The organism is Streptomyces caatingaensis (assembly GCF_001187435.1).
GTDB classification, from domain to species: Bacteria; Actinomycetota; Actinomycetes; order Streptomycetales; family Streptomycetaceae; genus Streptomyces; species Streptomyces caatingaensis.
In genome coordinates, this window is sequence record NZ_LFXA01000017.1 from 505396 (window position 1) to 520473 (window position 15078).

11 protein-coding genes and 1 pseudogene are annotated in these 15078 nt (G+C 76.4%); 7 read left to right on the forward strand and 5 right to left on the reverse strand.

What is annotated here, in order from left to right:
• Positions 1 to 444: 444 nt before the first annotated feature.
• From AC230_RS24670 to fxsA, 4 genes are all read left to right on the forward strand, one after another.
• On the forward strand, positions 445 to 2076 hold the full coding sequence (locus tag AC230_RS24670) for an amidohydrolase (RefSeq protein WP_049718509.1): 1632 nt from the start codon (positions 445 to 447) through the stop codon (positions 2074 to 2076).
• A 495-nt stretch (positions 2077 to 2571) separates the two neighbouring features.
• Positions 2572 to 4230: an apolipoprotein N-acyltransferase gene (gene lnt / locus AC230_RS24675; RefSeq protein WP_049718510.1), complete on the forward strand. Its 1659-nt coding sequence runs from the start codon at positions 2572 to 2574 to the stop codon at positions 4228 to 4230.
• Entirely contained in the window at positions 4227 to 4991 is a 765-nt protein-coding gene (locus AC230_RS24680; RefSeq protein WP_049718511.1) for a polyprenol monophosphomannose synthase, read from the forward strand. Before lnt ends, AC230_RS24680 begins: the two co-directional genes overlap by 4 nt.
• A gap of 85 nt (positions 4992 to 5076) precedes the next feature.
• A complete protein-coding gene (gene fxsA / locus AC230_RS24685; protein WP_049718512.1) occupies positions 5077 to 5631 on the forward strand; it encodes an FxsA family membrane protein in 555 nt (184 codons plus the stop codon).
• Between the two features lie 77 nt (positions 5632 to 5708).
• On the opposite strand, the gene AC230_RS24690 is transcribed toward fxsA, so the two are convergent.
• Both AC230_RS24690 and yczE read right to left on the reverse strand, forming a co-directional pair.
• Entirely contained in the window at positions 5709 to 6083 is a 375-nt protein-coding gene (locus AC230_RS24690) for an RNA polymerase-binding protein RbpA (RefSeq protein ID WP_004948858.1), read from the reverse strand.
• Positions 6084 to 6317: 234 nt separating this feature from the next.
• Positions 6318 to 7016, reverse strand: coding sequence for a membrane protein YczE (yczE, locus tag AC230_RS24695; protein WP_078871547.1), 699 nt, complete (start codon positions 7014 to 7016; stop codon positions 6318 to 6320).
• Between the two features lie 121 nt (positions 7017 to 7137).
• Here yczE and AC230_RS24700 point away from each other — a divergent pair, with 121 nt between their 5' ends.
• The gene (locus tag AC230_RS24700; protein WP_049718513.1) at positions 7138 to 8652 is read left to right on the forward strand and encodes an SCO1417 family PLP biosynthesis transcription factor; all 1515 of its coding nucleotides are present in this window, start codon (positions 7138 to 7140) and stop codon (positions 8650 to 8652) included.
• Positions 8653 to 8835: 183 nt separating this feature from the next.
• Here AC230_RS24700 and AC230_RS34070 read toward each other — a convergent pair.
• A pseudogene (locus AC230_RS34070) lies at positions 8836 to 10530 on the reverse strand (hypothetical protein); the annotation flags it as partial.
• 47 nt (positions 10531 to 10577) lie between these two features.
• Positions 10578 to 10772 (reverse strand): hypothetical protein, encoded by a 195-nt coding sequence (locus AC230_RS24710; protein ID WP_004948848.1) that lies wholly within the window; start codon positions 10770 to 10772, stop codon positions 10578 to 10580.
• A gap of 221 nt (positions 10773 to 10993) precedes the next feature.
• Between AC230_RS24710 and AC230_RS24715 the strand changes: the two genes are divergently transcribed.
• Both AC230_RS24715 and AC230_RS24720 read left to right on the forward strand, forming a co-directional pair.
• Positions 10994 to 11407, forward strand: a complete 414-nt coding sequence (locus AC230_RS24715; protein ID WP_049718515.1) for an ankyrin repeat domain-containing protein — start codon at positions 10994 to 10996, stop codon at positions 11405 to 11407.
• A 61-nt stretch (positions 11408 to 11468) separates the two neighbouring features.
• Positions 11469 to 13481 (forward strand): glycoside hydrolase, encoded by a 2013-nt coding sequence (locus AC230_RS24720; protein ID WP_053161370.1) that lies wholly within the window; start codon positions 11469 to 11471, stop codon positions 13479 to 13481.
• 49 nt (positions 13482 to 13530) lie between these two features.
• Here the strand turns inward: AC230_RS24720 and AC230_RS24725 are convergent, their stop codons facing one another.
• Positions 13531 to 15063 carry an ATP-dependent DNA ligase gene (locus tag AC230_RS24725; RefSeq protein WP_049718516.1) on the reverse strand — a complete coding sequence of 511 codons (1533 nt, stop codon included), beginning with the start codon at positions 15061 to 15063 and terminating at the stop codon, positions 13531 to 13533.
• Positions 15064 to 15078 lie beyond the last annotated feature (15 nt).

A 15078-nucleotide genomic window follows, 5' to 3' on the forward strand; every position in this document is an offset into this window, starting at 1 on the left:
TTCGGGGCTCCGCCCCGAACCCCGCAACCGCGCTCCGCGCGGTTGTCCCCGTGCGCCGCGCTGGCGGGCTCCATCGCCGCTCCGCGGCTCGTCCTCAGCTTGCCCCGATGGGGACGCTGCCGGGCGGGCTGAATCAGCCCGTCGAATCAGCCTGTCCGGCGCTTGAGGACGAGCGGCGAAGCCGCGACCCGGGGGTCCAGGGGGCGCAGCCCCCGGTGGGGTGCGGGGGCGGAGCCCCGCAAGGGGTGCGGCGGGGGCGCAGCCCCTGCCCCGCCCCGCGCGGAGCGCGGTGCCAGGTCGGGCGCCCGCCCGGGCTGCGGGGGCGCAGCCCCGTCCCGCCCCGCGCGGTCCGGGGGAAGGGCCGGGCCCCTGGGAAATGGTGAAAGGGCGGGGCCGGGGCACCCTCCCGGTGGGGGTGGGGAGGGCGGAGGCCACACTGGTGGCATGAAAGAGCGCCCGAACCCGACCACCGTCCTGCTGCGCAACGGCGACGTGCACAGCCCCGCAGACCCCTTCGCGACCGCGATGGTCGTGGAGCGAGGCCACATCGCCTGGGTCGGCTCCGAAGGCGCCGCGGACTCCTTCGCGGACGGCGTCGACGAGGTGGTCGACCTGGACGGCGCCCTCGTCACCCCCGCGTTCACCGACGCACATGTGCACACCACCGCGACCGGCCTCGCACTGACCGGCCTCGACCTCACCGGTACGGCGACGCTCGCCGAGGCGCTCGGCCGGGTGCGGGCGCACGCCGCGGCGCGCCCGGCGGACCGGATCCTGATCGGGCACGGCTGGGACGCCGACCGCTGGCCCGAGCGGCGGCCGCCGTCCCGGGCCGAGCTCGACGAGGCCGCGGGCGGCCGGCCGCTGTACCTGACGCGGGCCGACGTGCACTCCGCGGTGGTCACCACGGCCCTCCTGGACCTCGTCCCCAACCTCCGCGAGCTGAGCGGGTTCTCGGCGGACGGCCCGCTGACGGACGCCGCGCACCACGCCGTGCGCACCGCGGCGCACGCCGCCGTGACGCCCGCCCAGCGCACGGAGGCGCAGCGCGCCGCGCTCGCCCGGGCGGCGTCGCTCGGCATCGGCTCGGTCCACGAGTGCGCCGGCCCGCGGATCTCGGGCGAGGAGGACCTGACCGGCCTGCTGCGGCTGGCGGCCGAGGAGCCCGGCCCGCGGGTCGTCGGCTACTGGGCGGAGGCCGTCGCGTCCGCGAAGGACGCCGCCCGGATCCGGGAGCTGGGCGCCGTCGGCGCGGCGGGCGACCTGTTCGTCGACGGCTCGCTCGGCTCGCACACGGCCTGCCTGCACGAGCCGTACGCCGACGCCCCGCACACCACCGGCACCGCCCACCTCGACGCGGCCGGCGTCGCCGCCCACGTCGCCGCCTGCACCGAGGCGGGCCTCCAGGCCGGCTTCCACGCCATCGGCGACGCCGCGCTGACCGCCGTCGTGGAGGGCGTCCGGGCGGCGTCCGCGAAGGTCGGCCAGGACCGGGTCCGCGCGGCCCGGCACCGGATCGAGCACGCCGAGATGCTCACGCCCGAACACATCGCCGCCTTCGCGGAGTTCGCGCTGACCGCCTCCGTGCAGCCGGCCTTCGACGCCGCCTGGGGCGGCGAGGACGGCATGTACGCGGCGCGCCTGGGCCGCGAGCGGGCCCGCACCCTCAACCCGTACGCGGCGCTGCTGCGCGCCGGCGTGCCACTGGCGCTGGGGTCCGACAGCCCGGTGACGCCCCTCGACCCGTGGGGCACGGTGCGGGCCGCCGCGTTCCACCGCACGCCGGAGCACCGTGTCTCGGTGCGCGCCGCCTTCACCGCGCACACCCGCGGCGGCTGGCGGGCGATCGGCCGCGACGACGCGGGCGTCCTGGTGCCGGGCGCGCCGGCGGACTACGCGGTGTGGGAGGCGGGGGAGCTGGTCGTGCAGGTGCCGGACACCCGCGTCGCCAACTGGTCCACCGACCCCCGCTCGGGCACGCCGGGCCTGCCGGACCTGACGCCGGGCGGTCAACTGCCCGTCTGCGTCCGGACGGTGGTGGGCGGGCGGACCGTCCACGAGCGGCCGAACGAGTGACGCTCCCGCGCCGCGTACCGCCGAACGACGTGCCGTCGGCCTGTCGCCCTGTGTGACGCCCTCGGTACTGACCTGGTGATTTGGCGCAACGCCGCAGGTCAAACCGGTGTTGACAGGGTGCGGGCGGGGGCCGGTAGGTTCGGCCGGGTCCACCACAGGACGTCCGACCGGAGAACTCCACGCAGTCGTCGAACGCCGCTGGGCCATGGGGCGGGGCGCCACCGTGCACCGCCACTGGGAGCCAGGTCCAGCGCACGGGGGCGGGGGACGTTCCGCCGGGTCGGCAGGTGTGACCCGGGTGGGGCCCGGAGGTTCAGTAGACAACGGTTCCAGGGGAACCCGCAGCCAGCGGTTCCCCGGCCGGCCCGAAGGACCCCGCGCCCCACCCGCCGTCCCCGCCCCGTTCCCCGCCCTGTCCCGCACCCTGGGAGCAGGCCGTCCCGTGACCGAGGTACGGTCTCGTGACCCCTGTACGACTTCCAGGAAGGCGCGACCGTGCCCCCGGGTTCCGACACCTCCGCCGCAGCCGTCGGCGCATCCGCCGCGCCGGCGGCGCCGCCGCGCCCCGGCCGGGCCGCCCGGCTGGCGGCCCTGGCCCGCCGCGAGGCGGCGCGCACCGGCCTGGCCGCCGCGACCGGCACCGGGCTGGCCTTCGCCTTCCCGCCGTACGACCTGTGGCCGCTGTCGGTGCTCGCGGTCGCGGCGCTGGCCCTGCTGACGCACGGGCGGACCGCCCGCCAGGGCGCCTGGACCGGCTTCGTCCTCGCCCTGCCGTTCTTCTTCCTGCTGCTGCGCTGGCTGAACGTGGTCGGCTACGACGTGGTGTTCGGCCTGTCGGCCGCCGAGGCGCTGTTCGTCGGCGCGCTGGGCGCCGGGCTCGCGGTGACCTCGCGGCTGCGCGGGTGGCCGGTGTGGGGGGCCTGCCTGTGGGTGGCCGAGGAGTGGGCGCGCGACCGGGTGCCGTTCGGCGGCTTCCCGTGGGGGCGGCTGGCGTTCGCCAACACCCACTCGCCGTTCACCCCGCTCGCGGCCCTCGGCGGCGCCCCGCTGGTGTCCTTCGCGGTGGCCCTGGCGGGCGGCCTGCTGGCCTTCGCCGGGCTCGCGGCCTGGCGGCTGCGGGGGAGCGGCGCGCCGCGCGGCCCCCGCCCGCTGCTGCCGCCGGTGGAGGCGGCGGCGGTGGCCGTCGCGGTGACCGTGGCCGGGTACGCCGTCCCCGTGCCGACGAAGGCGGACGACACGGTGAACATCGCCGTCGTCCAGGGCGACGTCCAGAAGCCGGGCATGGACTTCCTGGGCCGCCCGATGATGATCCTCAACAACCATGTCGACGCGACCCTGGACCTGGCGCGGGACGTGCGGGCGGGCCGGGTGAAGCGGCCGGACCTGGTCATCTGGCCGGAGAACTCCTCCGACCTCGACCCGTTCCAGGACAAGGTGGCCTACGCCCGCATCGACCAGGCGGTCAGGGCGATCGGGGTGCCCGTCCTCGTCGGCGCGCTCGTCGACCACCCCACCAAGGCGGGCTACGTCTACAACGAGGGCATCGTCTGGGACCCGAAGACGGGGCCCGGCGCCTCGTACACCAAGCAGCACCCGGTGCCGTTCGGCGAGTACGTGCCCTTCCGCGAGGAGCTCAGCAAGGTCGTCTCGCGGCTGCAGCGGGTGCCGCGCGACTTCTACCCCGGCGACCACACGGGCGTCATGAAGGTGGGGCCGGCGCGGCTCGGTGACGTGATCTGCTTCGAGGTGGCGTACGACGAGATCGTCCGCGAGACCGTGAACGCGGGGGCCCGGGCGCTGGTGGTGCAGACGAACAACGCGACCTTCGGCCGCACCGACCAGCCCGAGCAGCAGCTCGCCATGTCCCGGCTGCGGGCCGTCGAGCACGGCCGGGCCGTGGTGACGGCGGCCACCAGCGGCATCAGCGCGGTGGTGGGGCCGGACGGCGAAGTCCGGGAGCGCGCGCCCGAGTTCACCCGCCAGGTCATCAGTGCCTCGATCCCGCTGCGGGACGGCACCACCGTGGCGGACCGTGCCGGTGCGGCGCCCGAATGGGCGCTCGCTATCGTGGGGCTGCTCTCCTGCGCGGCCGCACTCCTGACCGGCCGTCGGAAACGACCGGACCAGACGATGGACAAGAAGGGCCAGCAGTGACAGACGGCGGTCAGCGGACATTCGGTCCGCTCGGTACGACCTTGGTGATCATTCCGACCTACAACGAGGCGGAGAACATCGAGCCCATCGTCGGCCGGGTGCGGGCCGCCGTCCCGGAGGCGCACGTGCTCGTCGCCGACGACAACAGCCCCGACGGCACCGGCAAGATCGCCGACGAGCTGGCCCAGGACGACGACCAGGTCCACGTGCTGCACCGCAAGGGCAAGGAGGGCCTGGGCGCCGCCTACCTGGCGGGCTTCCGCTGGGGTCTGGACCGGGGGTACGGCGTGCTCGTCGAGATGGACGCGGACGGCTCCCACCAGCCCGAGGAGCTGCCCCGGCTGCTGACCGCGCTCAAGGGCGCGGACCTGGTGCTCGGATCCCGCTGGGTGCCCGGCGGGCGGGTCGTGAACTGGCCCCGGCACCGCGAGTTCCTCTCCCGCGGCGGCTCGACCTACTCCCGGCTGATGCTGGACGTCCCGCTGCGGGACGTCACCGGCGGCTACCGCGCCTTCCGCCGCGAGACGCTGGAGGGGCTGGGCATGGACGAGGTGGCCTCCCAGGGCTACTGCTTCCAGGTCGACCTCGCCCGGCGCGCGGTCAAGGCGGGCTTCCGCGTGGTCGAGGTGCCGATCACGTTCGTCGACCGTGAGCTGGGCGACAGCAAGATGAGCCGGGACATCGTCGCGGAGGCGCTGTGGCGGGTCACGTCGTGGGGCGTCGAGGCGCGGGTGTCGAAGGCGCTGGGCCGGCGCGGCTAGGGGCCCGCCCCCTCTCCGGAGCAGGGTCCGGGGCCCCTCCGGGGGAGGGTCCGGGGCACCCTCCCCGCCCAGGCACACTTGAGGCATGACGTTCGGAACGCCGCAGCAGCCCGCCACCAGCCGCCGGCCCCTCCGCGGAGGCCCCCGCAAGCTGATCCCGCTCGCGATCGCCGTCTGGGCCGTCCTGGAGATCTGGCTCCTGATCCTCGTCGGTGACGCGGCCGGCGGCTGGGCCGTCTTCGCGCTGCTGGTCGCCGGCGTGGTCGCCGGCTCGTACGTGATCAAGCGGGCCGGGCGGCGCGCCTGGCGGCGGCTGAGCGAGTCGCTCCAGGGCCCCGGCGCGCCGGCCGCCCCGGCCGCCGAGGAGGGCGGCGGCAACGCGCTGACGATGCTGGGCGGGCTCCTGCTGATGGTGCCCGGACTGCTCTCGGACGCGGCCGGGCTGCTGTGCCTGTTCCCGCCGACCCGCTCGGCGATCCGCAGGGCCGTGGGGCGCCGCCTGGAGCGCTCCGCGGGCGCCCGGGCGTTCGCGCAGGCGCGCATGCGCACCGCCGACGGCAAGGTCGTCCAGGGCGAGGTGATCCGGGACGACGAGCGCCCCTCGCCCCCGCGCGCCGACGACCCGCAGCTGCCGCGCTAGTCCCTGGCTCCTTCGGACGCGAAAGGGCCCGGCCACCGCCGAAGCGGTGGCCGGGCCCTCGTCGTCGCGCGCGGCCGTCAGGCCGACTTGCGGGTGTCGCGCGGGTGCACGGCGATGTTCATGGCGCCGGAGCGCAGGACCGCCAGCCGCTCGGCCAGCACCTCCTCCAGCTCCTCGCGGGTGCGCCGCTCCATGAGCATGTCCCAGTGCGTACGCGCGGGCTTGCCCTTCTTCTCCTCGGGACCGTCGCCGTCCACCAGGAGTGCCACGGCGCCGCACGCCTTGCACTCCCACTCCGGCGGAATCTCCGCCTCCACAGAGAACGGCATCTCAAAGCGATGGCCGTTCGGGCATGCGTACTCCACCGCCTGGCGCGGGGCCAGATCGATGCCGCGGTCGGTCTCGTAGCTGGTCACCACAAGTCGCGTGCCGCGGAGAGCTCGCTCACTCATGAATTCGTGCCTCCCGGGCTTGTCGCCCACAGGACAGGTGTCGCTGTCGTCGTCATCCGGTCAACGTCCGGTCGGCGGTGAAGATTCCCCGTTGAGGGACATGCGTCGCCCGTCGTGCCGCCCCTTGTTGTACCCACCGGCGCCCGGTTTGTCACATCTGACAACAGATGTCACCCAGCGTTTCTGGCACTTCAGCGCGCAGTAACGGTTCATCCGGTGGGTCAGAGGCGTACACTACCGGCTCGCCGTTCCGGGGCGTGCGGCGGGGGTCTCCACGGGCACCGGCGCGACGGCCGCGACCGCCGTGTTCCCGGCCACCGTCCTGCTCCCCGAGGGGCCGAACAGGCGCAGGGAGAACTGGGCCAGCGGCCCGATCGCCACCGCGAAGAACACCGTCCCCACGCCCACCGAGCCGCCCAGCGCGAAGCCGGTCGCCAGCACCGCCAGCTCGATGCAGGTCCGCACCAGCCGCACCGAGCGCCCGGTCCTGCGGTGCAGCCCCGTCATCAGCCCGTCGCGCGGCCCCGCGCCGAAGCGGGCGGAGATGTACAGGCCGGTCGCCAGCCCGCACAGCGCCGTGGCCAGGACCAGCAGCGGGACCCGCGCCCACAGCGAGGACGGCGCGGGCACCAGCGCGAGCGTGGCGTCCAGCGACAGCCCGATCAGCAGGACGTTGGAGACCGTGCCGAGGCCGGGCCGCTGGCGCAGCGGGATCCACAGCAGCAGCACCAGGGCCCCGATCAGGATCGACGCCGTCCCGATCGACAGCCCCGCGTGCCGGGCCACCCCCTGGTTGAGCACGTCCCAGGGCGGCAGCCCGAGCCCCGCCCGCAGCTGGAGCCCCGCGCTCGTCCCGTACAGCGCGAGTCCGGCGTACAGCCTGACCAGCCGCCCGGCGGTCTCCTCCAGACCGGCCCGTGTCGGTGTCGGCACAACCCCTCCCCGATGTCGTCGGCCGACCCCGACGGTGGTGCGGGTGGCCTGTTCCGTGGCAGTCTGTGGACCGGAAGCACCCGAGATCCATGGCCAATTCCAAGAAGGTGGACTGCACACGATGAGTCAGTGGACCGCCTCCGTAGGAGCCCAGCAGCTCGCCCGGCTCCTCGACGCCCAGACCGGGACCGAGGCCACGGGCACGGTGACGTCCCTCAACGGCCGCCGTGTGCCCGCCTACCGCTCCCTCGCCGACCGCGTCCGGCTCCTCGTCCTGGAGGGCCGCGTCCCGGTCGCCGCCCGGCTGCCCGCCGAGCGCGAGCTCGCCGCCGCGCTCTCCATGAGCCGCACCACCGTCGCCGCCGCCTACGAGGCGCTGCGCGGCGAGGGCTTCCTCGAATCCCGGCGCGGCGCCGGGAGCTGGACCGCCGTGCCCGCGGGCAGCCCGCTGCCCACCCGCGCCCTGGACCCGCTCCCGCCCGAGGCCACCGGCTCGATGATCGACCTCGGCTGCGCCGCCCTGACCGCCCCCGAGCCCTGGCTCACCCACGCCTTCCGGGGCGCGCTGGACCAACTGCCGCCCTACGCGCACACCCACGGCGACTACCCCGCCGGCCTCCCCGCCCTCCGCCGGGCGCTCGCCGACCGCTACACCGCGCGCGGCGTCCCCACCATGCCCGAGCAGATCATGGTCACCACCGGGGCGATGGGCGCCGTCGGCGCCATCTGCCGGCTGCTGGCCGGGCGCGGCGAGCGGGTCGCCGTCGAGTCACCGTCGTACGCCAACGTGCTTCAGCTCCTGCGCGAGGCCGGCACCCGGCTCGTCCCCGTCGGCATGGCCGACCGGCTCGGCGGCTGGGATCTGCCCGCCTGGCGCCAGGTCCTGCGCGACGCCGCCCCGCGGCTCGCCTACGTGATCGCCGACTTCCACAACCCCACCGGCTCCCTCGCCCCCGAGGAGCAGCGCCGCGAACTCGTCGAGGCGGCCCGCTCCGCCGGCACCGTCCTCGTCGCCGACGAGACCATGGCCGACCTCGTCCTGGAACCCGGGCTCGCCGTGCCCCGCCCCGTCTGCGCCTTCGACCCCGCCGGCAGCACCGTCGTCACCGTCGGCTCCGCCAGCAAGTCCTTCTGGGCGGGGCTGCGCATCGGCTGGGTGCGCGCCGCCCCCGAGGTGATCCGCAGCCTCGTGGCCGCCCGCCCCTACGCCGACCTCGGCACGCCCGTCCTCGAACAGCTCGCCGTCTCCTGGCTGTTGGAGGGCGGCGGCTGGGACGCCGCCGTCGCCGTGCGCCGCGACGAGGTGCGCGCCAGCCGGGACGCGGTCGTGGACGCGCTCCGACGGCGGCTCCCCGACTGGGAGTTCGGCGTCCCGCGCGGCGGGCTCACCCTGTGGGTGCGCACCGGCGGGCTCTCCGGCTCCCGCATCGCCCAGGTCGGCGAGCGGCTGGGGGTACGCGTGCCGTCCGGACCGCGGTTCGGGGTCGACGGGGCCTTCGAGGGGTACGTGCGCCTGCCCTTCACCGTCGCCGCCCCTGTCGCCGACGAGGCGGTGACCCGCCTCGCCGAGGCCGCCCACCTCGTCGCCACCGGCGCCCCGGTCGCCGCCGACGCGCCCCGCACGTTCGTCGCCTGAGCCGGCGCCCTGGCCGTTGGCGGGGTCCGCGACCGGGCCGACGGCCGGGACGGCGCCTGAGCCGCCGGCGGCGACGGCGGCCGCCTCGGCGCCCGGACCGGCGCCCGGATCGGCGCCCGGGACGGCGGCCGAAGCACCGCCCGTCCCGGCAGGCCACCCGGCGCCCGCCCCGGCGGCAGCGACAACGGCCGCACCGGGCGCACAGGCAGCCGCACCGGCGGGCGCACAGGCGGCCGCAGCGGCGGGCGCACAGGCGGCCGCAGCGGCGGGCTCACCAGCGGGCGCGCCCCCGCCGGGAGCGAGCGCCGCTTCGGCCGGCGCGGCCGGGCACGGCGCGTCGGCGCAGGGCGGCCACTCCGGCAGGAGCGCCAGCACCGCGCGGCGGGGTGCGTCCGGGGCGTTCTCGTCGTACGGGTCGGGGGTGTCCGGGACCTGGAGGCGGTGGACGGGGCCGGTGCCGAGCCGGGCGTAGCCGCGGCCGGGCGGCGGGTCGTCGGGCGGGGTGGTGCCGGGCGGGGCGCCGAGCACGGCGTGCACCCGCTCGGCGGGGACGGGGCCGAGCACCACCCGGGCCCGGGTGTGCGCGAAGACCGCCTCGGACAACAGCCGGGCGTTCTCCAGCTGTTCGCCGACGACGACCGTCACGTTCGCGGCCCGGCCGTGCCGCAGCGGGACCTGGAGCAGCTCCCCGGGGTCCGGCAGGCCCTGGCGGACGGCGAGTTCGGCCAGCGCGGCGGGCCGGTCCACCACGACCCACAGCGCCCGGCGGACGTCCTCGGGGGCCGGACGGCCCTGCCGGCGCGCCGCGTTGATGGCCACCAGCCGCCGCTGGGTCTCCCGCGCGGCCCACTCCAGCGCCGCCGCGCAGCCGGCCGGAGAGGACTCCGCGGCCGGCACGCCCTCCCGGCCGGCCAGGAAGGCGTACTCGCCGGTGCCGCCGCCGTCCACCACGACCGCGTCCGCGTGCGGCAGCGCCTGGAGCAGCACCGACCGCAGCAGGGTCGTGACGCCCGCCGCGGGCGTCCCGAGGGCCAGCAGGTGCGGCTCGGTGGACTGGCGGCCGGTGCGCCAGACGACGGGCGGGACGTCGAGGGTGCGCTCCCCGTCGGTCACCGGCAGGGTGCGCCGGACGCCGGCCGGGTCCGTGAACCCGAGGACGGTCTCGCCCGGGGCCGTCACGAAGCGCTGGGCCCCGATGCCGGACGGCAGCGCGGGCAGGGCGGTGACGTCGAGGGTGCCCTCCTCCTCGTTCCAGACGAAGCGGTACTCGCGGTCCCGGCCCGCCCTTATCCGCAGCAGGTGCTCGACCCGGGCGCGGGCGTCGCCCTCGCCGTCCGTGAAGTACGCGGGGTAGCGCAGCCGCAGGGCGACGAGCCGGCCGTCCCGGTCGAAGCCGTGGTCGTCGAAGACCTCCCGCCAGGAGCCCCCGTGGCGGTAGAGCGGCGCGGGATCCCGCGGCGACGAGAAGTAGGGCACCAGCGCCTCGTACAGCGACTGGAGGCGGGCGGCCAGCGGGTCCTGGCCGCCCGCCGGCCGCTGCGCCCGCTCGCGTCCGCGCCAGGCGCCGGCCGCCAGCAGGGCGGCCGCGGCGAGCGGCGGCCCGTAGGGCACGAGGGCGACGATGATGACGCAGGAGGCGGCCAGCAGCAGGGCGGCGCCGCGCTGGTCGCGCGGCGTGCGCTGCCAGCCGCGCCGCCCGGCCGCGGCCAGCGACCGCAGGCCCCGGGCGACGGTGATCACCGGGTGCAGCACGTCCCGGGCGCCGTCGGCGACGGTACGGGCCAGCTCCCGGCCGCGGGGGAGCGGGGACCCGCCGGGTATGGCGCGGCCGGACGGCGTGCGGTCGGGCAGGGCGCGGGAGATCCCTCGTCGGCCCATCACGGCCTCCTGTGGACGACGTTCGGAACGGGGGGCACGCCCCGGGGCTAGAACCTGAGGCCGCCGAGCAGCCCGGCGAGGCTGGCGCCGCCCGCCTTGATGCTGGGGGCGATGGCCGTGCCCGCGAGGTAGAACCCGAACAGGGCGCAGACCAGGGCGTGGGAGGCCTTCAGCCCGTCCTTGCGGAAGAACAGGAACACGACGATGCCCAGCAGCACGACGCCGGAGATGGAGAGGATCATGGACGGTCTCCTGACTGGTGGGGCCTGACCGGTGGGCGGTCACCATGGGTCCTTCCAGAGTCACAGCAAGGCGGAACCGTGACATCCGGGAAGAGGCACACGAGTGACGGGCCGTCCGCCCGCCCGCGGACGGACCCGGACGCCCCGTCCGCGGGCGGGCACCCGCCGGCGGTACGTAGGGTGGGGCCGGAAGACCGGAACCGATCCCGAGGACGCGACCCATGCCCGAGCCCACCCCCGAGACCGAGCCCGCCCACGACCCCGAGGTGCTCCAGCTCGCGGCCAAGGTCTTCGACCTGGCGCGCCACGGCGACACCGACACCCTCGCCGCGTACGTGGACGCCGGTGTCCCCGTCAACCTCACCAACGACCGCGGCGACACCCTGCTGATGCTGGCCGCCTACCACGGCCACCCGCGCACCGTCGAGGCGCTCCTCGCCCGCGACGCCGACCCGGACCGCGCCAACGACCGCGGCCAGACGCCGCTGGCGGGCGCCGTGTTCAAGGCCGAGGACGAGGTCGTCCGGCTGCTCCTCGACCACGGGGCGGACCCGGCCGCGGGGACGCCGTCGGCGATCGAGACGGCGGGGATGTTCGGGCGCCAGGACCTGTTGGAGCTGTTCACGGGGAAGTGACCGGCGGGCGTGGGAGGGGGCTCTTAGAAAGCTCTTACGCCCTGCCGATATCAACTTCCCCATGCGCCACACCACTTCACGTCATGCCGTCCTGCGCGCCGCCGCCGTGGCCCTCGCGGTCACCCTGCCCTGCGTCGCGCCGGCCCCCTCCGCCGGCGCGGCGCCGGCCGCCGCCCCGTCCGCGGTCACCGTCCACGGCGGCCTCGTCGACATCCCCGTCCGGGGCGGCACCGCCACCGTGGACCCCGCCACCCTGCGGGTGACCGCCCGCACCGCGGCGGGGACGGTCGAACTGTCCGCGCCCGCCGCGCAGTCGCCCGGCCGGCCCGGCCGCGTCGCCGTCACCGACGGCGGCGCGCGCTGGACCTACGCCGGGACCGGACGGACCGTCACCGCGCGGGCCGAGCACGGCCGGCTGCTGGTCTCCGTGCGCTCCGACGGCGCCGCCGACGGGACCCTGGCCTGGCCCGTCACGGGCGCCGACCCGGCGGCCACCGCCCTCCAACTGCCGCGCGGCGAGGGCCTGTCGCTGCCCGTCGCCGACCGCTTCTGGAACTCCGGCCGCGCCGGGCTCGCGGGGAGCGCGATCGGGATGGACTCCGGGCTGTCCCTGCCGCTGTGGGGCTACACCCTGGGCAAGGGCCTCGGCGCGAGCTACCTCGTGCCCACCGACATCGGCACCACGCTCCGCGTCGCCTCCGAGCGCGGGCGGCTGCGCGCCACCGCCGAACACCGCTTCTCGCGGGGCGAGGGCACCACGGACTACACGGTCGCCTTCGCCCTCACCGACGGCTCCCCGGTCGCCCCGGCCGCCGACCACCGCTCCTGGCTCCAGGAGAACGGACGGCTCGGCAGCCTCCGCGACAAGATCCGGGCCAACCCGGCCGCGGGCGGGCTGCTCGGCGCCTTCCACGCCTACACCTGGGGCGAGGCCCGCACCGCCGACGGGATCAAGGCGCTGCGCGCCCTCGGCGTCGACCGCATGTGGCTCGGCTACGACGCCGACGAAAAGGGCATGTCCGCCGGGGCGGTGGCCGCCGCGAAGAAGGCCGGCTACCTCGTCGGCCCGTACGACTCCTTCGCCAACGGGCAGGACCCCAAGGCAGCCGACGCCCCCACCTCGGTCTGGCCCGGCACCGTCCACCCGGACTTCTGCGTCCGGCGCGCCGACGGCACGCCCGAGCCGGGCTTCCACGACCGCGGCTGCTACCTCAGCTCCGAGGCGTTCGAGAAGGACGCCCGGGGCCGGGGTTACCTCGCCGACCGGACGCGGGCCATGACCGCCAACGGCGCCGACAGCTACTTCCTCGACGTGGACGCGGCGGGCGAGCTCTTCCGCGACCACAGCGCCGCCCACCCCATGACCAAGTCCCGCGACCGCGCCAACCGCCTCGCCCGCATGAAGCGCGCGGGCCGCGGCCTCGTCCTCGGCTCCGAGTCGGCCGGCGCGTGGGCCAACCAGGTGCTCGCCTACGACCACGGCTCGGGCACGCCGGTGGCCGACGGGCTCTGGAAGGCCGAGCGCGACAAGGAGAAGTGGGGCGGCTACGCGCCGGCCAAGGCGCCGGCCGTGTTCTTCAAGCCGGCGGAGCTGCCGGCCGACGTCGCCAAGGCGATGTACGACCCGGCGTACCGCGTCCCGCTGTACGAGACGGCGCTGCACGACTCGCTCGTCAACGTCGAGCGGTGGGAGCTGCCCTACGACAAGCTGCCGCGCCAGAAGACGGACCGGGCGCTGCTGGCCATGCTCTACAACACGCCGCTCAACTTCGTCCTCGACGGGCCGTCGTTGCGGTCGCGCGGCGCCGAACTGGCCGCCCTCCAGAAGTACTTCTCGCCCCTGCACAAGGCGGCGGGCACGGAGGCGATGACGTCGTTCCGCACGCTGACGGGGGACCGGACCGTGCAGCGGACGGTCTTCGGCGACGGAGTCCTCACCGTGACCGCGAACTTCGGGACGAAGGAGTGGCGGGGGCTGCCGGGCGGGTGCGTGGACGCGTCGCTGAAGGGGGAGGGGAAGCCGCGGCGCCTGTGCCCGGCGCAGGTCGACCGGGACGGCCCGTCCGGCACGTGAGGAGGAGCGGCGGCCGGGGCCCGGGGGGCGAAGCCCCTGCGGCAACGGATCAGGGCGGGGGCGGGGAAGCACCCCCCAGGACCGTCTCCACGGAATCGGCCTCCTCCGCCCGCTTGTCCTCGCGGTAGCGCACCACCCGCGCGAACCGCAACGCCACCCCCGCCGGATAGCGGGACGACCGCTGGAGGCCGTCGTACGCGATCTCCACCACCAGCTCCGGCCGGACGCGCACCACCCACCCGTCGTCGCTCACCGCCAGCTCCCGCAGCCGCCGCGTCTGCCACTCCAGCATCGCGTCCGTCAGGCCCTTGAAGGTCTTGCCGAGCATGGCGAACGTGCCGTCGGGGCGCCGGGCGCCCAGGTGGAGGTTGGAGAGGCGGCCGGTGCGGCGGCCGTGGCCCCACTCGGCGGCGAGGACGACCAGGTCGAGCGTGTGGACGGGCTTGACCTTCAGCCAGGAGGCCCCCCGCCGGCCCGCCGTGTAGGGCGCGGCGAGGGCCTTGACGACGACCCCCTCGTGCCCCCGGCGCAGCACCTCCGCCGCGAAGCCGCGGGCCGCCGCCCGGGCGGACGCGTCCGCGGGGTCGGGCACGGCCAGCCGCCGTACGCGCAGCGGTTCCGGCACGACGCGGGCCAGCTCCGCGTGCCGCTCCGCCGTCGTCAGGTCCAGCAGGTCGCGCCCGTCCACGGCCAGGAGGTCGAAGAAGACCGGCGAGAGGGGTAGGCCGGTGCCGGAGCGGGTGCCGACCCGCCCGGCGACGTCCTGGAAGGGGTGCGGCCGCCCGTCGGCGTCCAGGGCGATCACCTCGCCGTCGAGGACGGCGGAGGAGACCGGCAACGCGGCCGCCGCGGCGGTCACTTCGGGCAGGCGCGCGGTGATGTCGTCGAGCGTGCGGGTGTGGACGGTGACGGACGCCCCGTCGCGGTGCACCTGGACGCGGATGCCGTCCAGCTTCTCCTCCACCGCGCAGGGCCCGAGCCGGTCCAGCGCCTCGTCCACGTCCTTGGCCGTCTGCGCGAGCATCGGCAGCACCGGGCTGCCCACCCGCAGCCGGAAGCCGGCCAGCGCCGCGGGGCCGCTCGCCAGCAGCTCCCGGGCGACGGCGCCCAGCGAGCCGCCGAGCATCACCGCGCGCCGCACCTCGGCCGGGTCGGCGCCCGTGGCGGCGGCCACGCCCTCGGCGGCCAGCGCGTCCAGGGCGCCCTGGCGCAGCTCGCCGGCGATGAGCCGGAGCAGGAAGTGCTGTTCGCGCTCGGTGGCGCGCGCCAGGAGCGCGTCCACCAGGCGCTTGCGCTCGGCCTGCGCGCCCTGCCCGGTGACGGCCGCGAGGGCGCCGAGCGCGGCGTCCACCTCCAGGACGGTCAGCGAGGGGACGGCCGCGGGGGCGGGCGGATCCCGCAGGGTGCGCCAGCCGACGCGGGTCCGGCGCTGCGGCAGCCGTCCCGCCAGGTACGAGGCGACGAGCGGCGCCTCCTCGGGCTCCGCCCGGCGGAACAGCCCGGCCAGCAGCTCCGTCTTCGCCGTCCGCGACGGCACGGCCGACACCTCCGAGGAGACCCGGGCGAGGGCGTCCAGCAACATGCCCTCATCGTGCAC